Annotated in this window: 15 protein-coding genes; 8 read left to right on the top strand and 7 right to left on the bottom strand. The window is 56.2% G+C overall.

Annotated features, from left to right (window positions below):
* Positions 1 to 58: 58 nt before the first annotated feature.
* The 3 genes from HFD87_RS01960 to HFD87_RS01950 form a co-directional block, all read right to left on the bottom strand.
* Complete coding sequence (locus HFD87_RS01960; protein ID WP_010260287.1) at positions 59 to 1,180, bottom strand: L,D-transpeptidase family protein; 1,122 nt, start codon at positions 1,178 to 1,180, stop codon at positions 59 to 61.
* A 214-nt stretch (positions 1,181 to 1,394) separates the two neighbouring features.
* Positions 1,395 to 3,209, bottom strand: coding sequence for a glycoside hydrolase family 15 protein (locus HFD87_RS01955; protein WP_061704210.1), 1,815 nt, complete (start codon positions 3,207 to 3,209; stop codon positions 1,395 to 1,397).
* A gap of 231 nt (positions 3,210 to 3,440) precedes the next feature.
* Positions 3,441 to 4,022, bottom strand: a complete 582-nt coding sequence (locus HFD87_RS01950; RefSeq protein ID WP_010260294.1) for a DedA family protein — start codon at positions 4,020 to 4,022, stop codon at positions 3,441 to 3,443.
* Positions 4,023 to 4,227: 205 nt separating this feature from the next.
* On the opposite strand from HFD87_RS01950, the gene HFD87_RS01945 reads away from it, so the two are divergent.
* The 3 genes from HFD87_RS01945 (at position 4,228) to HFD87_RS01935 (ending at position 8,615) form a co-directional block, all read left to right on the top strand.
* The gene (locus HFD87_RS01945; RefSeq protein ID WP_010260296.1) at positions 4,228 to 4,815 is read left to right on the top strand and encodes a Yip1 family protein; all 588 of its coding nucleotides are present in this window, start codon (positions 4,228 to 4,230) and stop codon (positions 4,813 to 4,815) included.
* Positions 4,816 to 4,993: 178 nt separating this feature from the next.
* Positions 4,994 to 5,941: a D-alanyl-D-alanine endopeptidase gene (gene pbpG / locus HFD87_RS01940; RefSeq protein ID WP_010669685.1), complete on the top strand. Its 948-nt coding sequence runs from the start codon at positions 4,994 to 4,996 to the stop codon at positions 5,939 to 5,941.
* A gap of 226 nt (positions 5,942 to 6,167) precedes the next feature.
* Complete coding sequence (locus HFD87_RS01935; protein WP_167422878.1) at positions 6,168 to 8,615, top strand: DUF3772 domain-containing protein; 2,448 nt, start codon at positions 6,168 to 6,170, stop codon at positions 8,613 to 8,615.
* Positions 8,616 to 9,069: 454 nt separating this feature from the next.
* Here HFD87_RS01935 and HFD87_RS01930 read toward each other — a convergent pair whose 3' ends face one another.
* The 3 genes from HFD87_RS01930 to dld form a co-directional block, all read right to left on the bottom strand.
* On the bottom strand, positions 9,070 to 11,721 hold the full coding sequence (locus HFD87_RS01930) for a beta-N-acetylhexosaminidase (RefSeq protein WP_167422877.1): 2,652 nt from the start codon (positions 11,719 to 11,721) through the stop codon (positions 9,070 to 9,072).
* A gap of 48 nt (positions 11,722 to 11,769) precedes the next feature.
* Entirely contained in the window at positions 11,770 to 13,167 is a 1,398-nt protein-coding gene (locus tag HFD87_RS01925; RefSeq protein ID WP_167422876.1) for an OprD family outer membrane porin, read from the bottom strand.
* A gap of 293 nt (positions 13,168 to 13,460) precedes the next feature.
* Positions 13,461 to 15,164: a D-lactate dehydrogenase gene (dld, locus tag HFD87_RS01920; RefSeq protein ID WP_010260312.1), complete on the bottom strand. Its 1,704-nt coding sequence runs from the start codon at positions 15,162 to 15,164 to the stop codon at positions 13,461 to 13,463.
* Between the two features lie 155 nt (positions 15,165 to 15,319).
* On the opposite strand from dld, the gene bglX reads away from it, so the two are divergent.
* The 3 genes from bglX (at position 15,320) to HFD87_RS01905 (ending at position 19,157) form a co-directional block, all read left to right on the top strand.
* Positions 15,320 to 17,617: a beta-glucosidase BglX gene (gene bglX / locus HFD87_RS01915; RefSeq protein ID WP_033779533.1), complete on the top strand. Its 2,298-nt coding sequence runs from the start codon at positions 15,320 to 15,322 to the stop codon at positions 17,615 to 17,617.
* A 96-nt stretch (positions 17,618 to 17,713) separates the two neighbouring features.
* A complete protein-coding gene (locus tag HFD87_RS01910; protein ID WP_167422875.1) occupies positions 17,714 to 18,586 on the top strand; it encodes an oxygenase MpaB family protein in 873 nt (290 codons plus the stop codon).
* 250 nt (positions 18,587 to 18,836) lie between these two features.
* Complete coding sequence (locus HFD87_RS01905; protein WP_031591701.1) at positions 18,837 to 19,157, top strand: hypothetical protein; 321 nt, start codon at positions 18,837 to 18,839, stop codon at positions 19,155 to 19,157.
* Here HFD87_RS01905 and HFD87_RS01900 read toward each other — a convergent pair.
* Complete coding sequence (locus HFD87_RS01900; RefSeq protein WP_062758111.1) at positions 19,149 to 19,961, bottom strand: DUF4225 domain-containing protein; 813 nt, start codon at positions 19,959 to 19,961, stop codon at positions 19,149 to 19,151. The genes HFD87_RS01905 and HFD87_RS01900 overlap by 9 nt on opposite strands.
* A 521-nt stretch (positions 19,962 to 20,482) precedes the next feature.
* Here HFD87_RS01900 and HFD87_RS01895 point away from each other — a divergent pair.
* Entirely contained in the window at positions 20,483 to 21,592 is a 1,110-nt protein-coding gene (locus HFD87_RS01895) for a suppressor of fused domain protein (RefSeq protein ID WP_167422874.1), read from the top strand.
* Positions 21,593 to 21,783: 191 nt separating this feature from the next.
* Positions 21,784 to 23,679 (top strand): methyl-accepting chemotaxis protein, encoded by a 1,896-nt coding sequence (locus HFD87_RS01890; RefSeq protein WP_022625996.1) that lies wholly within the window; start codon positions 21,784 to 21,786, stop codon positions 23,677 to 23,679.
* Positions 23,680 to 23,687 lie beyond the last annotated feature (8 nt).

Below are 23,687 nucleotides of genomic sequence, written 5' to 3'. Positions count from 1 at the left end.
AAACGCAGGCAATAAAAAAGCCAGCGACAGGCGCTGGCTTCTGCAAGCAGGGCGGCAATTACGAGCTGGTATTGGCCGCGGCTGCAGGGGCTGCTGGTGTTACCGGAGCGGCCGGTGCGGCTGGCTCAGTGGCCGGCTGCTGTGGCTGCGCGGCATCACTGTTTGCACCCTGAGAGGTGACTGGCGTCATTGGCTCTTCCTGTGGCACAGCCTGCGGGTTTTCCGGCATCGGAACTGGCGCAGTCTGGATGTTGTTCTCCACGCCGTTCACTTTTACTGGCATACCGGTACGGCCCTGAATCGCGCCATTAACCTGATCCTGATTGACGCTGGCATCAACCAGAACTTTGCTCACCGCCTGATTCAGCGTAATCGGCACCAGCTCACGCGAGTTGAACTGCTCTTCGGTGGTCGACAGCGGGTTATGCACTTCTACATAACGTGAACCGTCTGGCTCCACGGTCGCTTTTACCGGCTGATCAACAAACTGTACGCGCGTGCCGACCGGCACGTTCTGATACAGCCATTTAATATCGTCAGCGCGCAGACGCACACAACCATGGCTCACGCGCAGGCCGATACCGAAGTTGGCGTTGGTGCCGTGAATCGCATAGAGACGACCGATATAGAGCGCATACAGGCCCATCGGGTTATCCGGGCCTGGCGGGAAGACCGCTGGCAGGGTTTCACCGCGCGCCGCGTAATCCGCATGCATGCCTTTGGTTGGCGTCCAGGTCGGGCCATCTTTTTTACGTTCTACCGCTGTGGTCCAGTTAATCGGGGTATCTTTACCCAGTTCACCGATACCAATAGGCAACACCACCACGGTTTTGCTGCCTTTCGGATAGTAGTAAAGACGCATCTCCGCGCTGTTAATCACAATGCCTTCACGCGGTGCGTCTGGCAGGATCAGCTGCTGTGGGATGATCATTTTGCTGCCAGCCTTAGGCAGATAAACGTCAACGCCCGGATTGGCTTCCAGCATATTGCTGAGGCCCATCTGGTACTGCGCCGCAAAAGCTTCCAGCGGCAGTTTGCTGTCTTCAGGGACAGTAATTTCGATATTTTCGCCGATCAGACGACTGTTGGCCGGCGGTAACGGGTAAACCACAGCAAAGGCTGACTGGCTGAAGGCCGCCAGAGCCAGTGCGATTGAAGCGAAAGCGCGAATGATTTTCATATTTTACAATTCTTTATCGCCATATTTCAGGCTGTTCAGTGTGTCGAATTCATGCTGGCCAATGTGACCTGCTGCGCATTATATGTTCATTAATCTGACGTTGTGAATCGGGATTTTAACCTGCCTGCAATACTTTACGTAAATTCACCGCGGATGTTAGCGCATTTACCGGAAGCAGGGCGCTAAAAATGGGGCTTTACGGGCTTATCCCTGACTAAGGTTGCCACTGCGTTTGTTCGCCGCTGAGTTTGCGGTTCAGGAAAAAGGCGGCACTGATTAACGCCAGATGGGTCAGCGCCTGCGGCGTGTTGCCCAGCGCATGGCCGTGGCTGTCAAACTCCTCCGCGTAGAGGCCCAGTGGATTGGCGTAGCTCAGCAACTTTTCAAATTCAAAATGCGCTTCCTGAATCCGGCCCGCGCGCGCCAGACACTCGACATACCAGAAGGAGCAGGCTCCGAACGACCCTTCTGAGCCTTTCAGGCCATCGGCGGGCGTCTCATGCGTATTGTAACGGCGCACCATACCGTCGCTGACCAGATTGGTTTTGATCGCATCCAGCGTGGCAATCCAGTCCGGGTCGGTGGCTCCCACAAAACGCACCAGCGGCATCAGCAGCATTGAGGCGTCGAGATATTCGCCATGACGGGTCGAAGAGAAGTGACCCCGCTCACTGTTCCAGAAGTTAGCCCAGATATCTTCGCGGATCTCCCGGCGCGCCCGATCCCAGCGTTCATAAGGCATTGGCAGCGATCGCTTCATGCCCAGACGCAGCGCGCGATCCATCGCCACCCAGCACATCAGACGAGAGTGCAGGAAATGTTCCGGTTCACCGCGCATCTCCCAGATACCGGCATCGGGCTGATCCCAGTTCTCACACAGCCAGTCGATCATTTTGACGACATGTTCCCAGCCGCGCTGGGAGATCGCCTCACCATATTTATTGGCCAGATAGACCGCATCCATCAGCTCGCCATAGATGTCGAGCTGGGTCTGCTGCCAGGCGTCATTGCCGATGCGCACCGGACGGGAGTCGGCATAGCCGGAGAGATTCAGCAGCTCCATCTCGTGCAGTTCGGTGCCGCTGTCCAGCCGGTACATGACCTGCAGGCGCATCTCATCGTGATGGCTGTTTTCAACGCAGCGACCAACCCAGTGGGTAAAGTGTTTGGCTTCATCGATGTAGCCCAGCCGCATCAGGGCATACATGCTGAACGAGGCGTCACGGATCCAGGAGGCGCGATAGTCCCAGTTGCGTTCACCGCCCAGTTCTTCGGGCAGGCCAAAGGTCGCTGCCGCCGCAATAGAGCCGTGCTGATGTGAGGTCAGCAGTTTGAGGACCAGCGCCGAACGCTGCACCATTTCGCGCCAGCGTCCCTGATAGTTACTGTGGGCGCTCCAGCGTCGCCAGTAGTTCAGCGTCTCTTCAAAGCAATGTTCGGTGGTCAGGGCTTCGATATGCGCATCATCCACGCTGCCAAATTCAAACTGCGCATGTTCACCGGGTTGTAACGTGAAGAGGGCGGTCGCGCTCTCATCCTCCAGCGTCATCGCCACGCTGGCGGCGAGGCGCAGCGACGGCTGGCCTTCGGCATGAAAATCGATACAGCCGTTGTGCGCCTCTGCACGGGTCTGCGCCCGGGCATAGTCGTGACGCGGTGAACAGCGCAGGCTAAAGGTCGCGCTGCCGCGAACCATTTTGACCCGCCGGATCAGACGCGGCAGCTTGTCCTTGTCATCACAAATCGGCATGTAGTCGGTGATCTCCGCCACGCCTTCATCATCCAGCCAGCGGGTCTGCAGGATGTTGGTATCGGGCAGGTAGAGCTGCTGACGTCGCGCATTGGGCCAGTCAGGGGCCAGGGAGAAAAGCCCGGCATCATCGCTGTCGAGCAGGGCGGCAAAGACCGACGGGCTGTCGAGTTCCGGCCAGCAGAGATAATCAATGGTGCCATCATTCGCGACCAGTGCGCAGGTGCGCAAATCTCCGATCACGCCATGGTCTTCAATCTTACGTTTTACCTTACTCATCCTCATCTCCCTGTCAGTGTCCATCCTAACTATAGCTGAGCCATCTGATGCGGCTTCGTTTGGGCACAGATGGTTAACGTACGGTTGAATGAGGCAGGGAAGGGGTGAGGGCGGGTGAAACATGGGAAATCGCCAGCAGGGTCGCCTGGCGCTGCTCAGCGTCGGCGACCCTTACCACCGGTCAGCTCTCTCTTATAGCCGGTGGCGTCTGCTGGCGAATCCGTGGTTCATTTATTCCTGGTCGGCACGACGGTTGTGCCAGCGGCGGATCACCCAGCGCAGCGCAAAGGCGAATACCACTGCGCCGACCAGCCACAGCAGATGCTTCAGATGCTGGTCGAGTTTATGCAGCCACGGCGCGATGATGCCGCCCGCGAAATAGCCCAGGGTGACAAAGATCAGCGCCCAGATGGCCGCCCCGATGACGTTAAGAATAAAAAACTTCATCGGATTGAGGCGGCTGGCCCCGATGATGATTGGGCCAATCAGTCGAAAGCCATACATAAAGCGCACGCCAATCACAAACAGGCTGGGACGGCGTTTAATCAGGCGGTTCGCCTTGACCACTTTATCCTGATGCTTTTTAAAGCGGCGCAGGATCTGTGTGCCCCAGCGGCGACCGACCCAGTAGAGCAGTTGATCGCCGACAATACCACCACCCATCGCGGCCAGCACCACTCCCACATAATGCAGCAGCCCCTCATGCGCGGCGACGCCGCCCAGCAACGTAAATGTTTCCCCCTCGGCGATACAGCCAATAAAAAGTGCCAGATAACCGTACTGCGTAATTAATGCGTTGATATCCAGATGCAAAATGACCCTCCCTGTTCAGTGACTGTTTCTTCCAGTCTATACGCGATTTGGCTTCGCTTCCGCCCGTGCCTCACGGGTCCGTTTATTTATGCTGTTTTTTTGTCCGATCACCACGAAAGTTTCGCTGCCGTTTATACTTGAGAGGACGCTGCCCCCAAAGACGGATGCATCATCGGGCGGCCCACTGCATCAGAGGAGTGAATCTATGAATCATGTCTGGGGTCTGCTGGCGCATCCGAATCAGGAAATGCGTCATATCAAGCAAGAGAATGAGAGCGTATCGCACCATTACACCCACCATGTTCTGCTGATGGCGGCGATTCCGGTGATCTGCGCCTTTATCGGTACAACTCAGCTGGGCTGGAATCTGGGCGAGGGGCAATATGTGCAACTCAACCTGTTGACCGGGATTGGGCTTGGCATTCTGTTCTATCTGATTATTCTGGGTGGCGTCGCGGTAATGGGACGCGTAATTCACTGGATGGCACGTGATTATCCGCAGCGCCCCGGCGTACAGCGCTGTACGGTGTTTGCGGGCTATGTGGCCACGCCGCTGTTTCTCAGCGGGCTGGTGGCGCTCTATCCGCTGGTCTGGCTCTGCGTGCTGGCGGGCGCCCTGGCGCTACTCTACACCGGCTATCTGCTCTATATCGGTATTCCACTGTTTCTTAATATCGACCGCGAAGAGAGTCTGCGTTTTTCCGGTTCAACGCTGGCCATCGGCGTGCTGGTATTTGAAGTATTACTGGCATTAACCGTGGTGCTGTGGGGATATGGACCGCATCTGTTCTGACCGACCGCTGCCGCCGCTCTGGCGGCAGTTCTCTTTTTACGCCCGGAAACACTCTCACCAGGAAATTTCTTAACCTTACGGGTATGATATCGCCGCCAGCCCGCGCTCCGACCTCACTGAAGCGGGCGGCCTGTGTCGGTCTGACACAGTACATATTCATAACCGGGTTTTTTCTACGATGCCTGCAAAAATTCGTTCCACCCTGCTTTCGCTGGCGCTGCTCGTTTCAGGGCAGATTGTTTCACTTCCGGCGCAGGCGACGACGTCGCTGTCGCAACTGGCGCCGATTGCTCAGCCGCAGATCGCCTCTGGCAGTGCGATGATTGTCGATCTCACGACCAATAAAGTGCTGTTTTCAAGCCACCCTGATCGGGTCAGGCCCATTGCCTCCATCACCAAGCTGATGACTGCTATGGTGGTGCTGGATGCGCATCTGCCGATGAACGAGATGATAACCGTCGATGTCAGCCAGACGCCGGAAATGCGGGGTGTATTCTCACGCGTTAAGCTCAACAGCCAGATCAGCCGCCGGAATATGCTGCTGCTGGCGCTGATGTCCTCAGAAAACCGCGCCGCCGCCAGCCTGGCTCATGCTTATCCGGGCGGCTATAACGCCTTTATCCGGGCGATGAACGCGAAAGCGCGGTCACTGGGCATGAAACAGACCCGCTACGTGGAGCCAACCGGCCTGTCGACGCAAAACGTCTCCAGCGCGCAGGATCTGGTTAAACTACTCAAAGCGACGCGGGAATATCCGCTGCTTGGTGCGCTCAGCACCACTAAAGAGGAGACGGCGGTGTTTGCCCATCCGAGCTATGCGCTGCCGTTCCGCAACACCAACCATCTGGTCTATAAAGATGACTGGCATATTCAGCTAACCAAAACCGGTTACACCGATGAGGCTGGCCACTGCCTGGTGATGCGCACCATGATTAATAATCGTCCGGTGGCGCTGGTGGTGCTGGATGCCTTTGGCAAATATACCCACTTCGCCGACGCTAACCGTCTGCGCAGCTGGATTGAGACCGGTAAAGCGGCGCCGGTGCCGGCTGCCGCACTGGCCTATAAAAAACAGAAGTCGGGCCAGGTTGCCAGTAATGGGGCCAGCAGCGCCGACGTTGAGTAGAAAACAGCCGGTGTTGCGCGCTGCGGACACTGGCATTACCTGCAGGCTGAGCGGGTATCCGGGATGATGCAGGCAGAGGCGTACAGCGATTTTCACGCTTCTGTCTGCACCGAATTAGCCCGAAAAATGCCCGTTATTCCTATATTGCCATCCCTTGCAAAGCCCTACACTACGCGCGACTGGCGAGGGACGATCGCCTGATTTAAGCTGCCGGAATCTTACTCATATGTTTAAGCTACGATCCTTTTTTGCATTGTTAATGCTGGCGCTGGTGGCGTTTGCCCCGGCGCTGACGCTGGCCGCGGATGATAAGGCCACTGCTGCTCAGGAACAGGATGCTCCGCCGAAGCTGAATGCTGCGGTTGAACTGCCGAAAATGCAGAAGATCCTCGATAAAATTAAAAGTCAGGTCTCCGTTGATGCTGGCGAAAACAAGCTGACTCAGCTGAATGAAATGGCGCTTGAGCTCTCAGGCAGTGCCGACACGCTGGGCCAGGCGCTGCTCCCCGATCGCCAGCAACTGGAAGCCCAATTGCAGGTTCTGGGGCCGGCACCTAAAGCCGACAGCGGCGTAAAAGAGACGTCGGAAGTCACGCGCAAGCGTAACGCGCTGGAGAGTCAGAAAAGCAAACTCGACGACCAGATCAAACAGGCCGAAGGCATTAAAAATGGCGCGCTGATGCTCTCCTCGCAGATTGTTAACCTGCGCCGCGATCAGCTGAAAAGCCAACTGGCGCTGAACTCCGGCACCATTCTGGGGCCGCGCTTCTGGTCACCGCTGCTCAATAGTCAGGATCTGGATGGCGAGAAAATCGGTGAATTCCTGCAGGAGTTGCAGGACACTGCGGCACTCTCATGGGAGCCGGGCTGGCGCGTGGGCAGTGTTTTCTGGCTGCTGGCTGCCATGCTGGTAATGACGGCTGGCCGTCGTTACAGCGAAGAGTTTCTGGCCTGGATCAGCATTCACAAACTGCCGGAAGGGAAGCTGCGCCGCAGTTTCCTGGCGGCAGCGATAGCCCTGACCACCCTTGTGGCTGTCGTCCTCACCTTTAACTTCATCGCCCTGGCCTTTACCCGCCATGATGAGGTTTCTGAAAACGTTCAGGACTTTGTGGATCAACTGGTTCGGCTCAGTGTCTTTTGTGGCCTGATTGCCGGACTGGGACGCGCTTTCCTCTCTACCCGTCGCCCCAGCTGGCGTTTACCGACCATCTCCAATGAAGTGGCGATGGCGTTAAAACCGTTTCCACCGATTACCGCCGTGCTGGTCTTTATCTTCCAGACGGTCGAAGCGTTTAACTACAGCGTCGGCACCAGCCTGAATACCACCATTTTTGCCAACGGGCTGACGGCACTGCTGATTGGTACTACCGCGCTGGCGATCAGCATGCGCACCAACCGGGTTCGTCGCCGTATGACCCAGGCGGGCACACCACCAGAGGCTCGCTCTACGCTGGTCGGACTGATCCAGATGGGCCTGACGCTGACCGGCATCGCCATTCTGGTGTCGCTGCTCATCGGTTACGTCACGCTGGCGCGGTTCCTGAGTTATGAAGTGATCTGGTGCGGCCTGCTGTTTGGTTCGTTCTACTTCCTCAGTCATCTGCTCAACGATGGCTGTGAGAGCCTGTTCTCGACCAGTAACGCAACCGGTCGCCGTATTCAGAGTTCGCTTAACATCAATGAGCGTCATCTGCAGCAAACGGCTACGTTGCTGACGGCCATCGGTAAAACCTTCCTGGTGCTGGTTGTGGCGCTGGCGCTGGTCAACGGGACCTTTGCCTCTTCAACACCGATTGAGCTGCTGCAAAAAGTGATTGAGTTCTGGGGTGGTAAAGGGCTTGAATCCCTGAATATCGTCCCGGCGCATATGGTGAATGCGATAATCTGCCTGATCGTCGGTATCTATGTGCTGCGAACGGTGCGCCGCTGGCTCGACACCGATTTTCTGCCGAAAACCACCATGGATGTGGGCATGCGGGTGTCGCTGGTGACGCTGTTCAGCAACATCGGTTATGTGCTGATTATCCTGCTGACGTTGTCGATCATGGGCCTGCAGTGGAATAAGCTGGCCTGGATCGTCAGTGCCTTGTCGGTAGGTATCGGTTTTGGCTTACAGGAGATTGTGAAGAACTTTATCTCGGGGCTGATTCTGTTGACCGAGCGGCCAGTGAAGGTTGGCGATCTGGTGAGCATCAGCGGTATCGAAGGGGATATCCGCCGGATTAACGTGCGCGCCACCGAGATCCAGCTGGGCGATAAATCCACGGTGATTGTGCCGAACTCGCAGTTTATCTCGCAGAACGTGCGAAATGCCACCATGGGCAATGCGCAGGGGGTGGTCACGATTACGCTGACGTTCCCGCTCGATATCGATCCGGCGAAAGTGCGCGATATCCTGCTGGAGGTCTACAACGAAAATGAACGCATTCTGGAGACGCCAGAGCCATCCGTTTCGTTTAAAGATCTGACTCAGCAGGGAATTATACTGAGCGTCACCGGTAACGTGGCGGGTCAGCGCCAGATCGCAGGGGCGAAGAGCGATCTGCTGTTCGATATTCTGACGCGTCTGCGTAAAGAGGGCATCCTGCTCTCCACACCGCAAACCATGATTATCGAGCGCCGTCAGCAGATGGCGGGTGCGGAGCCGGTCCCCGAAGAGAAGCTGGTTTAGGTGTGAAAGGGCCGACTTCTGTCTAATGCTGATCAGTTAAGATCAGATTTGTAAAGGCTGCCACGGTCAAACGTGGCAGCCTTTTTTCTGGGCGAGCGAGCAGCAGCGGCGCTCAGGCCTTCACTATCGTGCCCTTTTTAACAATACACACTGAAGTTTCAGAGCAGGCTGGGGCCGGGCAGGGGCAGGTAATCCGCAGCGCTGAACAGAATGAGTCTGCCAGGAGAGCCCGCAGGACGCGGGCGAAAGGCGGGGCGGCACAGGATGTGCCATCCCCGGCGGTCCGTCAGGCAGGCGAATGAAGTGAAGGAACCGCGCAGCGGCGCGAGGACCGCCAGCCCCTGCCCGGCACCAGACTGCGTTATCCCCTGTCGCTTAACTGACTGCCATTAGACTTCTGTCGGCCTTTTTCATATTCAAACGCTGGCTTCTCAGCCCGTTCACACTTCGCTTTCTACAGGGATTCAACGCGGCTGGTGTGCTGCCCGTCTCGGCTCACCGAGCGAATTGCCACCGCACCGCTGACCTGCGGCGGTCTGGTGGCATCGTAGCGCTGCCAGTTTGTGCCGTTGTCCAGGCTGTACTCCAGCGTAACGCCCGGTAAGGCCACGTTCATCGACAGGATGCCATCAACGATTCTGGCTCCCGGCACCGGCAGGCGATAATCGATGCCCGCCTTATCCAGCTTCGCCAGTTCCCGCTGTCCCAGCAGATTGGCAAATCTCTGCCAGTCATTCAGACGCGCCTGCTGATCGACCAGATGGGTTTTGCCCCCCGCATACTCCTGACCTGCCTTGTAATCCTGCTCCCAGCTGGCGCGGTGCCAGCTTCGTTCCGCTACTGCAAACAGGCGAGGATAGATCATGTGCTCCATTTGAGCGTCAGTGCGTACCGTTTCGCTCCACAGCTGGGCCGAAATGCCGTAAGCACCGCTCCAGGGCTTCTCTGATTTGGCGCTGAAAAAGTTGCCATCGCGATCCACCGAGGTTTCAGCATTCTGCGGCAGGTTGTCCGGCGCGAAGCCAAAGATTTTGCGCTCGTCGTTGAAGCGCGTGCCCCAGTAATAGCCGCGCTCCAGCGGGTTAACTTCATACGGAAAATCCAGATAGAGATAATCGGGGCTGGAGATCACCACGTCGTAACCTTTCTGTGACCAGTCGCTGGCTGTGTCAAAACCGCCCCAGTAGAGGGTGTCCCAGAAGTTGACCGCGACGCGCGGTGTGGCAAAGGATGCTGAATCTTTGGCATGTTTTAAACCATCCTGCCAGGCCTGCATTTTGCCAATACCGTGTCGGTTAACGATGTCACTGACGGTCAGGGCAAAGTAGCTAGGCAGGTGCGCCAGATCTTCCACTTTGCCGCTCTTCACCAGTGCCTGACAAACCTGCGATTTCGCCCACGGCAGATCTTCTTTACTCCAGTCGCGCAGACCGGTGCCCGGTTTAGGGTCGCGTTTATCCGAGTAGCCAGCACCCAGCCGGATATTCTTCGCTTCGTCACCGCCAAAATGCCAGACGCCGAGCGGCTGTCCCGCTTCCCGGTGCATCGCCTGCATCTCACCGATCACTTTATCGACAAACCGCTGCGAACCCTCAATACAGGGATTAAGATAGCTCGTGCGGTCATAGAGCTGCACCGAGGTGGTATTAGAGTCGTCGGTGGGATCGATCAGGCGATACGCACTGGCCTGTTCAGGTTGTCCCTCCTTCATCAGCCGCTGATAGCGCGCTTCCATGGCGATGACGGCGGCACGGGCATGGGCGGGCATATCGATTTCCGGGATCACCTGGATGTGACGGGCCTGCGCATACTTCACAATCTCGATGTAGTCGGCACGACTGAAATAGCCGCTGCCGTTGTTATCGCTGAACGGACCGGAACCGAGCTGCGGCAGCAGGCAGCGCTGTTCGCTCAGGTCATGGCAGCGTTTAGCCCCCACCTCAGTCAGTTCCGGTAAGCCGGGAATCTCAATCCGCCAGCCCTCATCGTCACTGAGGTGAAAGTGGAAGCGGTTCATCTTCCAGGCCGCCATCTGATCAAGCAGCCGCATCACTGCCTGCTTAGTGTGAAAGTTGCGGGCAACGTCAAGAAACGCGCCGCGATAGGCAAAGCGTGGCGCATCATGGGCTTCCAGCGTGGCAATACGCGGCGCGCCTTCGGTGGGTATCAGCGAGAGAATCGACATCAGACCGTAGAACGCACCGGCAGCATCGTAGCCCACCACAATGGCACGGCGTGGGGTGATATCCAGATCGTATGCGCCCGGTTTAGCCTGTTTGCCGCTGAAGTGACCCGGTTTGATCTGTGTCCTGATGGCAAATCCATCAGGATCTTCTTTCAGACCAAGCAGGGTCAGACGCTGCTTTACCGCCTCACCGGTTTCACGGGTCAACCCGGTCAGAGACAGACTGACGCCACGGCTGAGATCGGCATCCTGCGGACGCAGTTTCACCTCAAGCGGCGTGGGTATGATTTGACCGCGCAGCGCGGAGGCGGGCAGGGTGGCAACATCGCTGTTTTTATCAAACCGGCTGGCGGGTTGCATCAGGATATTCCGGTCATCGGCACTGCGTCGCCAGTTATCCCCCAACGGCAACACAAACTGGCTGGGATCTTCATGATCGGTGCTGGCAATAATTTTGGGGGTGGCCTGCCCGGACGTCACATACCAGCGCGGCATCACATCCGTGGCAAACAGCTGCCAGTATTCGTTAACGATCGGAATCTGCACCGATTCGCCCGCGCCAATGCCGGTGAACTTCTCAGTCGGCTCCAGCCGGGTCAGGTCGCCGACCAGATGGGTCATTTTGAACTGTTCGTTATCGACCCGCAGCGTCTGGTGGACGTTGCTCATGTAGATTGCCCAGTGTTTATCGGTCAGGGCAGGGCCGTTATTGATCAGGGTAATGGTGGCGCGATTGCAGGCGGCATAGTCGGCTCCCAGCGCGGCGCAGTCGGTGCCATGAAGGGCGGCCTGATTATCGTTCACCTGATAAGTGACGCCAAACTGGCTGATCTGATTCACCACCTGCTGCGCTGACGAGCTGGCGTGGCCTGTGGCTGCAACGCCCAGCAGAGTGAGCGCGATAAGGCTTAACTTAAACATATTGATTCATCCTTGCTGCTGAAGAGATATCCGGGAGTCTGCAGGGCGTCAGAACAGCGTAAACGGCACGATAACCATAAATTTGATGTCCTTCTCGTCCTGAAAAATGTTGCCGTAACCGCCGCTGTAACTGGGCAGATTGCTGTGGTTGTCGTAGCGGGTGTAATGCAGTTTAAACAGGGTATCTTTGGCGCGGCCCTGCTGGATTTGATAGATCAGATCAAGGTTCCAGGCGGACTCTTTCAGCCGCTGGCTCTGGTCAACGGTGGGCAGCGTGGCGGGTCTGGCATCCCAGCCCCAGACGTACGATGCGCCCACTTTCCATCCCGCCAGTTGCCACGGCGTTAAGTCGAGCATCGCCCCGGCAAAGATCGCTTTTTCGCCATTGGCGTTCCAGTCGGAACGGGCATCCCACCAGATATCCAGTCGTCCATTGGAACTGGCGTAGCCTGGCGTCATGCGCTGCAGGAAGAAGCCCTGATTCCCCTCTGCTTTGACCCAGCTGCCTTCGAGTCGCAGATCAACCGGGCCGACGGTATAGCCGACCGTGATTGCCTGTAACCAGGCCAGGCCGTCATAGACATCACGCGGATTAGCGGCACCACCCGATACTTTGTCGTGTGCGCCGTAAAACTGATAGCTGGTGTAGAGTGCATTGCCGCCAGGCGTGGCTGACCACGAGGCTTTGGCAAAATATTGATCCATATAATCCGCCGCCTGGCCAAATGCGCCCTCAAGCACCAGGTTATTTTTGAAGTCATATTTCATGCCGAACGAATGCAGGTAGCTGACAGGGGTTTTGCCATCAGCCTGACGAAAATCATATAAGTCACGATACCAGGGCGCTTTATATTTGTCGCTCCACATCCAGGAGAGCGATAATGTACCAGCCTGCTGGAAATCATACAGCGCACCGACTTCGACGCCGCGATAGGTTCCGGGTAAGAAACTCCAGTGTGGCGCAATAATTGTCTGGCCTGTTGGCTGAATATAACCGGCACGCAACCAGTAATCGTTATATTTTAATTTCAGTGCGGCTTTATAAACAGAAGCACCGCCGCTGTCGCCATTCCACTTTTCATCCCAGCGGGTACGCGCCTTACTGAAGCCAATTTCATTGGGTGCGGCGGGGCCGCTGTTGGAAAGCTCAGCAGCACCGAAAATGGCGAGGTCCAGACCAATCCACTCTCCGGCATAGCCTGACTGATAGTCGAGATTACTGTTGAGCGAGGCATGATGTAAATTAGCCCGATACTGCCCCTGATATTCACTGGCGGGATCGGTGTCTCTGCGATCTCGCTGACGCTGCCAGTAAAAAACATTACCTTTAAGCGATGAGTCCTCAATAAATCCGCTGGCGTAAGCCGGTGATGAACTTATTGCAGTTAACGCTATTAATACGGTGGCTATTTCAACTAACGCTAACGCGTAATTAATTTTTCGCATGATCATTCCTCCCTGAATACAATCCGGATAATTAAGCAGAATATTATTATTGTGGCGGTACTCTATTTTTCGCGACGCGAATTATCAATTAGCAGCGTGGTGATTTGTGAACTATTGCGCAGAACCCGATGAGATAAAATAAAGCAGGTGCAATATGGGAGGGGAGATTAATATTTTGATGAAGATGTTAGCTATTGGCAGGACTGCTGCAATGGGAAGCTGGTGGTGCGAACGGGCCTCCCGGTTGTATGACAATCAGCCTGCTCAGATAAGCAGGCTGACCGATAAGGCGATTAAACCTGCTTCACCGCCCATCCCTTTTGCTTACTGGTTTTGCCAATCCCAGGATTGAAGCTGTTGGTGGGATCGAGCTGGCGATAGAACGCCGCCAGCTGCGGTTTGGCCTGATAGAGATGTCCGACGTTATGTTCAGCGGGATATTCCGCGCCCCGTGCCTGAAGAATCTCCAGCATCTGCGCTTTGAGCGCATGCACATCGACGCCTTTTCTGACGATGTAATCCTGATGAAACACATGACAGAAGAAGTGACCATAGTAGAGACGATGGCTCAGCGAGGCGCGGATCTCATCGGGCAGGGTTTCGAACCAGTCCGCATCATTACGACGCAGGGCGATATCCAGCGCCAGAATGTCCTCGACCTCATCAGAATGCACCGCGTGGTAGCGCACTGCCGCACCCGCCGCTGCAAAGCGATGCAGAAAGGCGTGCGCACCTTCTTTGCCTTCACACTCGAAGAATTCGCCACCGCCTTCACGGAAGTAGTCGCGCAGATAGTTACGCGCTTCTGCCACGCCGTCGCCAGACATCTTCAGCATCAGATGGTGTTCATATTTGTCGCGATACTGCTTCATGCGTTTCGGCAGATGCGCCGGAAACAGTTTACTCAGGCGCTGCAACAGGCGATCGCTGAAGTGCGGTTTAACGAAGGAGAGTTTGCTCAGCCAGGCATCAACCCGCCCCTTCAGCGTGAAAAACAGCGGCATCTTGTCGGTGCCCAGCTTGTCGATCATCAGGAAGGTATCTTTGCCGTAGACTTCCGCAATGTCATAGATGTCGCGGTGCATATATTCGCCCGCCACCGGCAGATGGGTGAAATGCGCCAGCATGTGACGGCGGATATCGCTGAGAACACCGGGCTCGTTGGTGCCGATGTAAAACACCTGCTGCTGCGGTTCGCTGGCGAAGGTATCGAGTCGCACCGCGAAGACCGCCAGTTTCCCGGCACAACCGGAGGCTTCAAACAGGCGACGCGCATCGGCGTTATAGCGGGCGGGTGTATCCGCATCCACTTCACGAACCCGGTCGGCATATTCATGATCGGAGGCGTGACGTCCATCGTGCTGCACATCTTTGGGCTGCCAGCGGTCATCATCCAGCCGCCCCAGAATCTCCTCCGGTGACGTCCCAAGATCGATACCGAGATGGTTCACCAGCTTCAGTTTTCCCTGCGCATCAATCTGAGCAAACAGCGCCATTTCACTGTAGGCCGGTCCGCGTTTGATCAGCGATCCGCCGGAGTTATTACAGATGCCGCCCAGCACCGAGGCACCAATACAGGAGGAGCCAATAACCGAGTGGGGTTCACGCCCCAGCGGCTTCAGCGCTTTTTCCAGCTGGTAGAGTGTGCTGCCGGGGAACGCCAGCACCTGCTGGCCTTCGTCAATCAGCTGAAGCTTGTCCAGCCGCAGGGTGCTGACAATCACCAGCGGACGATCGTAATCGTCGCCATGCGGCGTCGAGCCTTCGGTCAGGCCGGTATTCGCCGCCTGCATCAGGATAATGACATCGGCATTCACCAGCGTTTGCAGTACCCGCCAGAGCTCCAGCAGCGTACCGGGAAACGCCACCGCCAGCGCCTCGCCTTCGCCGGAGCGAAAGCCTTTGCGATAGCGCGCGGTCTGTTCAGGTTCAGTCAGCAGATGGGTAGGGCCGACCAGGCGGCGCAGGTCAGAAAGCAGGGCAGAGGTTTGTATCATGATCAGTTCCCTTGTCTTATCAGTGCGTCCTAACTGTAGCACGTCAACTCACCTCAACGCAGTGTGACAGCGGCAGCTACCTGCTATTCTCATCTTGTGGCACACTGCCGCCTGTTTATTCGATATTGCGCAGTTACTTAAGAGAACCCAACCTGATGAAATGGATTTACTCTGTTAGTCTCGCTGTCTCCCTCGCGATGCAACCGGCATTGGCTGAGACAGTGCCAGGTAACCACCCGATGACCGAACAGGCGCGGGATGCCTTCGTTAATCAACTGCTTAAAAAAATGACGCTGGACGAGAAGATCGGCCAGCTGCGTTTAATCAGCGTCGGACCTGATAATCCGAAAGAAGTGATTCGCGACATGATTCAGAAGAGTCAGGTTGGCGCGATTTTTAATACCGTAACCCGTCAGGATATCCGCGCGATGCAGGATCAGGCGATGCAGCTCAGCCGCCTGAAGATCCCGCTGTTTTTCGCCTACGACGTTATTCATGGTCAGCGCACCATTTTCCCGATTCCTTTGGCGCTGGCGTCGAGCTGGGATCTGGATGCGGTGAAAGAGGTGGGGCGCGTCTCTGCCTATGAAGCGGCCGACGATGGCCTGAACATGACCTGGGCGCCGATGGTGGATGTCAGCCGTGAACCGCGCTGGGGCCGTGGCTCCGAAGGCTTTGGTGAGGATACGTATCTCACCAGCGAAATGGGTCGCAGCATGGTGCAGTCGATGCAGGGCAAAAGTGCTGCCGATCGCTACAGCGTGATGACCAGCGTGAAGCATTTCGCGCTCTACGGCGCAGTTGAAGGCGGACGCGATTACAACACCGTGGATATGAGCCCGCAGCGCATGTTCCAGGACTATCTGCCGCCCTATAAAGCCTCACTGGATGCAGGCAGCGGCGGCGTGATGGTGGCGCTGAACTCGATCAATGGCGTACCCGCCACGGCGGACAGCTGGTTGCTGAAAGATCTGCTGCGCGATAAGTGGAAGTTCAAAGGCATCACCATCAGCGACCACGGTGCAATCAAAGAGCTGATCAAACATGGCGTCGCCAGCGATCCGCAGGAAGCGGTTCGCATCGCCCTGAAGTCGGGCGTCGATATGAGCATGAGCGACGAATATTACAGCAAGTATCTGCCCGCTCTGGTGAAGAGCGGCGCCGTCACCATGGCGGAGATTGACGATGCGGCGCGCCATGTGCTCAACGTCAAATATGACATGGGCCTGTTTAACGATCCCTACAGCCATTTAGGTCCGAAAGAGAGCGATCCGCAGGACACCAATGCGGAAAGCCGTCTGCACCGGGCTGAAGCGCGCGACGTCGCGCGTAAGAGCATCGTGTTGCTGAAAAACCGCCTGGAAACGCTGCCGCTGAAAAAATCGGGCACCATTGCCCTGATTGGTCCGCTGGCAGACAGCCAGCGCGACATTATGGGCAGCTGGTCCGCCGCTGGCGTGGCGAAGCAATCCGTTTCGCTGCTGCAGGGCATGCGCAATGCCACCGAAGGCAAGGCTACGCTGCTCTATGAGAAGGGCGCTAACGTCACCGACAACAAAGGGATTCAGGACTTCCTGAACCTCTATGAGCAGGCGGTTTCCGTGGATACGCGTTCACCGCAGCAGTTGATTGATGACGCGGTCGCCAAAGCGAAACAGGCCGATGTGGTAGTTGCCGCCGTGGGCGAAGCGCAGGGTATGGCGCACGAAGCCTCCAGCCGCAGCGACCTGGTGATCCCGCCGAGCCAGCAGAAGCTGTTAGCAGCACTGAAAGCCACCGGTAAGCCGCTGGTGATTGTGCTAATGAACGGACGCCCGCTGTCAGTGGTGAATGAAGATCGGATGGCCGATGCGATGCTGGAAACCTGGTTCAGCGGCACCGAAGGCGGCAACGCCATCGCCGATGTGCTGTTCGGCGACTACAACCCGTCGGGCAAACTGCCAGTTTCCTTCCCGCGTTCAGTGGGTCAGATTCCGATCTATTACAACCATCTGCCAACCGGTCGTCCTTACAACTTTGCTAAGCCGAACAAATACACGTCGCACTACTACGACGCGGCTAACGGTCCACTCTATCCGTTTGGTTACGGCCTGAGCTACACCACTTTCACCGTGTCGCCGGTAAAAATGTCCTCACCGACCATGCCGCGTAACGGCAGCATTGAAGCCAGCGTGACCGTGACCAACAGCGGTAAACGCGATGGCGCGACGGTGGTGCAGATGTACCTCAACGATCCGGTTGCTTCCATCAGCCGTCCGGTGCAGGAGCTGCGTGGCTTTAAGCGCATCATGCTGAAAGCGGGCGAGTCGCAAACCGTGACCTTTAAAATCGACGTGGATGCGCTGAAGTTCTGGAACCAGCAGATGCAGCATGTTGCAGAGCCCGGCAAATTCAACGTGATGATTGGACTCGATTCCGTTCGTACCGAGGATGGGCAGTTCAACTATTTATAACCGTCAGCCTTTCCCCTGACGTCAGGGGAAGGTGATGCGGCGCGTCGTTAGCGTCCTGCTACGGCGCGCCGCGTCATATCCACTATCAGAGCCGCTATGATTAATCTGCGTGACCGCATTCAGCAGCAGGTATTCCGCCTTAACGGCCTGTCGATGAATGAATTTGACCTCTCTCAACCGCCTGGCGATCCCGGCCTGTTTGGCCCGGACAGCGTGATCTGGCGCGTCCACGGTGACTTCACCTCCATGATGTGCGGCGGGATCAGCGCGCTGCTGTTGCAGATGCTGCATCCGGCGGCGCTGGCGGGCGTCTGGGATCACTCCAATTTCCGCGAAGATATGATGGGCCGCCTGCGGCGCACCAGTCAGTTTATCGCGGTGACCACCTACGGTAATTCGCAGGATGCACAGACGCTGATTGACCGGGTGAAACGCATTCACCTGAAAGTCAGCGGCGTCGACAGTGAAGGCAAACCCTATGCCGCCAGCGATCCGCATCTGCTGACCTGGGTGCATGTGGCGGAGACCAGCCGTTTTCTGGCCGCCCATCTGCGCTACAAAAATCCAAACCTCAGCCGTGCCGGGCAGGATCAGTACTATCAGGAAGCGGCGCAGATTGCCGAAGCGCTGGGGGCGGAGAAGGTACCGAAAAGCGTCGTCGACGTCGCGGATTACCTGCAACAGATGCGTTCAGAGCTGCGCTTTGATCATCGCACTGCCGAAGTGACGCGATTGCTGATGAATGCTCCCGCACCCAGCTGGCAGGCAAAACCGGTGATGAAAATCATGCTTAAGTCAGGGGTCGGGCTGATGCCAGCCTGGGCGCAGGCAATGTCCGGTACTGAAATCGGCCGCTTTCAGCAGGCGATCATTGACCGGAAGATTAATGCGATTGCGGTGGGATTAAGGTGGTCGATTCAGCGCGGAGCCTGGTATCGGGCGATGGTGCGGATGGGAAGGGTGGGGTGAGGGGTTCACTGGTAAAAGGGTGGATTGCTTTAGCGCATAAAGGATTACTCAACCGCAGTGTTAGATATCGGGGCCTGGGCAGGTGCTTTTGTGCAGACGTTAACTTATTGGGGGTTAGTTACAACAGGCTGATTGGGGCAGATACTAACATCCGTTTTGTGCCAGCGACGGAAGTTGCCGCATGAGAGACATACGCGTATATAATTGCGGTAGAATGAATGCACATTTTATGGATGAAAGGTGAAGCACCATGAAAGTTAGTGAGGCAGATTTGCTAAAGTCGGGTTTTACTGATGCTGATTTGAAAAAAATTAAAAATAACCTTGAAAGCTATGGCGGTACTCTGGGGGAAGCCGTAGCGGATTTAAAAAACAGATTCAGGGTGCTGTTATGGATTATTTCTGGCTGCACGTTAGTCTTTATATTTCTTCTGTGTTTCTCCACTAAAACATATATTTTAGGCGGAGGCCTGTCTCTGCTAATCGGGGTAGTCATAGTGACGTTTATTCAACCGCCAATGCTGGCCTGGAAGTCATGGCGTTACTGCCGGTTGAATAAAGAGTTAGCGTGATTGCTCGTTTAGGCTGAGTAAATCAAATATCACTTTAGCTTTAACACCCCAGCCAACGATTTTCATGGTCAGCTTCGGACGGCTCATAGTGTCAACTTTACGGAAGTAATCACGGGGCATCCATCTGAACAGCCGCCATGCGCCAGGCTTTCTCGCCAGCCCCCTAATGCTGTAAATATCGGCAGTAAGCGTTACCGTATTATAAAAAGCCAGTCCTGACTCTGGCTTAAAACCCATAAATTCAGCAGCTTGCATTGCACCATCGGCAAACATGCCTTCTGTGTTCTCGCCAGAGAGGCGCGGAATGAGTTCTTTAGACAGCCCATTAAGCCCGTCCATAACGAGAACGGCACCGGCCAGTGCGCCGAGTGGCGTCATTGTCGATATCATCAAAGCACCGCCGACAACAGCAAAACCTGAAATTACAACATGAACAGCGGAAATCATGTAACCCACAATTTTGTTGTTTTCACGCACAAACTCCACTTTGGCGTAGAGTTCTGCTGTCTTTGAACGCAGCAATTGTCCTTGCTCTTCAAGATTTTCTGTCTCTGACCTAAGGTGCTTAACGCACTTCATGCATTCTTCATCAGATTTTGCCTGCCGGGCGGCGGCGAACTGCCGGTCAATAACCGATTTTATTTCCTGGACAAACTGCATCCGGGTTAGCCCATCCCTGAGATAGAAAGCTGACAACCTGTTAGCTGTATCGATAAGTTTCCTGGCTTCAAGGTTGACCATTGTTTCAGCCCAGGCTTTATTCCTCCCGCCTGAGCGCATTATTTCAAGCAATGCTGCGTCCATTTTTTATCTCCCTATACATTACATCATCGATAATACTCTCTGATTATCAGCTGTAAACAACTAAAGGCCGCTCCATTGGTAATCAGCGATGCCATAATAATAAGCAGCAGGCGACTACTCAAGCGATCGCCAGGATAAGCTGATCAATTGCGTCTGCAGCAAATGACTATAAATGGGTTAAAGATTTATACAGTCGGCCAGAAATGTAATTAACGGTTAAGGTAAAAAGGATATTTAATAAACACCGTTATGCTGAATTAAACATACGATTCTGGAATGGCTTGCCCACTTCTCCTGAGTGTCCTCAATATGAGTATTTATTCCGAACTTACGCTCCTCGCTCATAGTGGTCTCTGATACTAACAACGGCCACTCTTCCAAAGCGCAGCACTTCACCAAAAACCCTCACCACCCTCCAACTCCCACACTTTGAGACTATTACCCTTGTCTCAGATAGCCGCAGCCAGGATCCTGCTCTATTCTCGGGGAAAATGGATTCCTCCAGGCTTTGTCGAGGCACTATGACGTACAAATCCCTGATTGCTGAAGTCCACAATCAGCAGCGCACCCTGACCGCCATTGTCGAACAGGATGAGCGCACTGCCTATTTTTACATCTGGCCAACCGACCTGTTCCGCAGCCAGTATGCGGTACGCGGCTGCTGGCTACGAAACCTGCTGCCGGCACCGGCGCAGGAAGATCGCGAGGCGATGGAGCAGGGCATAGCGCCGCTGCTCAGCGCCGAGTATTGCCGTAATCTGGAAGCGGAACCCTCGCTGGATCCAGCCGGTCTGCAGGTGCTCTGGGAGCCGAGCGATGATGGCGCGGCGCTGTGGTATTACGGCCAGCTGCTGGCGGTGATCCCCGGCTGGAGTCTCTATCAGGAGAAGCAGGTGAGCTTCTCTGCAGGCTGCATCAAAAAGAACCGGCTGACGGCACCGCTGGGGTCGGCATCAACCAATGACTACTACGCCCGTGCGGAGCATCAGCGTCAGTTCTGGCGCGAATGGCACGACGGCAGCGAGTGGGATAAGGTGCAGAACGATCTGATGGCCTGCTATCAGGCGCGCTTTGGCGAGTCAGTGAAGTATTACGCTATCGATCAGGGCAGCTGGCCGCCGATGGCAATCTCCCAGCACTGGCATCAGGGCGTCTGGTATTTCCTGACCATCGGCATGAGCATTCGGCCGATGCCGCAGGTCGATTATCTGTTTGATGAGCTGGCGCCGCAGTATCGCCGCATTGAACTCGGCATGGCGGTTGACGGTGAAGTCATGACCGAAGGCAACGCGGTGCAGATGGCCAGCGCGCTGGCGGAGTTCGTGCATCTGCCTTGGGCGCGGCTGACCTGGCTGGGCGAGGGCCATACGCTGGCGTCGGAAGTGGCACCCGTCGGCTTTGAAAGCTTCCTGCTCGCCAATGAGCTGGCAACCGATCAGGCGCAGTTCTCGCTGCCAAAACGCGACGGCGATCGCCCGACTCTGCTCTGGACCACGCCGATTACTGAAGCGGAACGGCAGTTCGCGCAGGCGGATGAACATGGCGGTCAGAAGTTACGGGAATTGTTAACGGCGGATGGCAATAATCACATCTTCCGCCCGCGCCAGCAGGTCGTCAGTTCAGAAGAGTAGGCCAGCAATAATGCGCCTGTTCGCCCATTCCCCGGCGCCCGCCGGGGATGTGATAGTTTCTCACTGAAATTAAATTTTTACATAAATCAAACATTTCTCAAATGTGTGATCCTGCTCATCTCAAGTTCCCGCTTGCCGCGCCGTTAAACCCGATCAGGCAATCGCGCCGCACCAGGTTCAGGGGAACGAAGATGTTTAAAACAACACAATCCCGCTTCACCGCAACAATGATCGCGTTCTTTGTTGCGCTTTTACTCGTTACAGTCTGGGTTATTAATCAGTTTGTCGCGCCACAGCTGGTCGATAGCGAAAGCCGTCTGGTTCGCTATCAGGTGGATTCGCTGGCTTCCGGTATCGTTGAACAGATGAACCGCGTTCAGGCCCAGCAGCGCGCCATTACCGAAGCCGCATCTGTCATGGACAGCGCCACCATCGACACCCTGTTACCGACGCTGGTTAACCAGTATCAGGACAGCAATGTGTTTGGTGGCGGGATCTGGCCACTGCCAAATCGTCGTGACCCGGCCAAAGAGAAGGACAGCAGCTTCTTTGCCCGTAATGCCAGCAATGAACTGCAGGTGAACACCTACTGGAACTCCGACGCGGCTGACAAATACTGGGAGCAACCCTGGTACAAAGATGGCATGGCCGCTCCGAAAGGCCAGTGTGCCTGGGCAAAAGCCTATCAGGATGCCGCCAGCCCGCAGCCGCGTACCAACTGTGCTATGGCCATCTACAAAAACGGCACGGCCTGGGGTGTCGCCACCATCGACGTGACGCTGGGGTTCTTTAACCAGCTGGCGAAGCAGATGGGTGAAACCATTCAGGGCAACGTCCTGATCGTCGAAGCCGACGGTAAAGTCGTGGGCAATGGCGCACTGGTGAATGCCGCACCGAAGCTGGAGAACCTGGCTGACGTGCAGATGCCGATGGCAGCACCGCTGAAAACGCTGCTTAACGGTGTTGGCAATCAGCCGCTGGAAACCACCTATGACAGCAGTGAAGGCGAGCAGACGCTGTTCGTGCAGGCCATTCCAGGCAGCCCGTGGTATCTCGCCAGCAGCCTGCCAACCAGCCTGCTGAAAGCGCAGTCGCACAACATGCTGACCCGCCTGGGTCTGGTGCAGATCCCTCTGGCGGTGATCCTGCTGCTGGTGTCGCTGGGCTTTGTCCGCGCCATGATGAAACGTCTTAACGTGCTGAACAGCAACATCGAAGCGCTGTCGACCGGTGGTGCGGATCTGACTCAGCGTCTGCCAGCCAGCAACAGCCCGGAGTTCAACGCCGTCGCGCAGAGCTTTAACCAGTTCATCAGCTATCTGCAGGGACTGCTCCAGCAGGTGGGCGACAGCGCGCTGGCGATCACTGCCGCGTCGCGGGAAATTGCCAGCGGCAACGCTAATCTCTCTTCCCGTACCGAAGATCAGGCCAGCTCGATTGTAGAAACGGCCGCGTCGATGGAGCAGCTGACCGGCACCGTGCGTCAGAACGCTGACAACGCCACCCACGCTAACCAGCTGGCGGGTGATGCCTCGCAGGTGGCCGCACGTGGCACCGAAGTGGTCCGTCAGGTGGTGACCACCATGGGCGAGATTCATCACTCATCCCGTAAAGTGGTCGATATCATCAGCGTGATCGACAGCATCGCATTCCAGACCAATATCCTGGCGCTGAACGCCGCGGTAGAAGCTGCACGCGCCGGTGAACAGGGTCGCGGTTTTGCGGTGGTGGCATCGGAAGTGCGTAACCTGGCACAGCGTTCAGCCAACTCGGCGCGTGAGATTAAAAAGTTAATCGAAGAGTCGGTGGCGAACATCGATACCGGCAGCGCGCTGGTCGAGCAGGCGGGTCAGACCATGGATGAGCTGATGAAGGGCGTGAGCAGTGTGACAACGCTGATGAGCGAAATCATGTCAGCCAGCCGCGAACAGAGCCTGGGCATCGAACAGGTTAACGTTGCGATTACCCAACTGGATGGCACCACACAGCAGAACGCCGTGCTGGTGGAGCAGGTTTCTGCTGCCGCGCAGGCGATGGAATCGCAGAGCACCCAGCTTGAGCGGGTGGTTCAGAGCTTCCGACTGTAATCCCTCTC

This window comes from Pantoea sp. EKM21T, assembly GCF_011800405.1.
GTDB classification, from domain to species: Bacteria; Pseudomonadota; Gammaproteobacteria; order Enterobacterales; family Enterobacteriaceae; genus Pantoea; species Pantoea agglomerans.
The sequence above is the reverse complement of the archived record's forward strand: the minus strand, read 5'-3'. Positions and strand labels throughout refer to the sequence as shown.

Bases quoted from the DNA above. Each gene is read 5' to 3' on its own strand.
- HFD87_RS01960 (WP_010260287.1), bottom strand. From the start codon at position 1,180: ATGAAAATCATTCGCGCTTTCGCTTCAATCGCACTGGCTCTGGCGGCC.
- HFD87_RS01955 (WP_061704210.1), bottom strand. From the start codon at position 3,209: ATGAGTAAGGTAAAACGTAAGATTGAAGACCATGGCGTGATCGGAGAT.
- HFD87_RS01945 (WP_010260296.1), top strand. From the start codon at position 4,228: ATGAATCATGTCTGGGGTCTGCTGGCGCATCCGAATCAGGAAATGCGT.
- pbpG (WP_010669685.1), top strand. From the start codon at position 4,994: ATGCCTGCAAAAATTCGTTCCACCCTGCTTTCGCTGGCGCTGCTCGTT.
- HFD87_RS01935 (WP_167422878.1), top strand. From the start codon at position 6,168: ATGTTTAAGCTACGATCCTTTTTTGCATTGTTAATGCTGGCGCTGGTG.
- HFD87_RS01930 (WP_167422877.1), bottom strand. From the start codon at position 11,721: ATGTTTAAGTTAAGCCTTATCGCGCTCACTCTGCTGGGCGTTGCAGCC.
- HFD87_RS01925 (WP_167422876.1), bottom strand. From the start codon at position 13,167: ATGCGAAAAATTAATTACGCGTTAGCGTTAGTTGAAATAGCCACCGTA.
- dld (WP_010260312.1), bottom strand. From the start codon at position 15,164: ATGATACAAACCTCTGCCCTGCTTTCTGACCTGCGCCGCCTGGTCGGC.
- bglX (WP_033779533.1), top strand. From the start codon at position 15,320: ATGAAATGGATTTACTCTGTTAGTCTCGCTGTCTCCCTCGCGATGCAA.
- HFD87_RS01910 (WP_167422875.1), top strand. From the start codon at position 17,714: ATGATTAATCTGCGTGACCGCATTCAGCAGCAGGTATTCCGCCTTAAC.
- HFD87_RS01905 (WP_031591701.1), top strand. From the start codon at position 18,837: ATGAAAGTTAGTGAGGCAGATTTGCTAAAGTCGGGTTTTACTGATGCT.
- HFD87_RS01900 (WP_062758111.1), bottom strand. From the start codon at position 19,961: ATGGACGCAGCATTGCTTGAAATAATGCGCTCAGGCGGGAGGAATAAA.
- HFD87_RS01895 (WP_167422874.1), top strand. From the start codon at position 20,483: ATGACGTACAAATCCCTGATTGCTGAAGTCCACAATCAGCAGCGCACC.
- HFD87_RS01890 (WP_022625996.1), top strand. From the start codon at position 21,784: ATGTTTAAAACAACACAATCCCGCTTCACCGCAACAATGATCGCGTTC.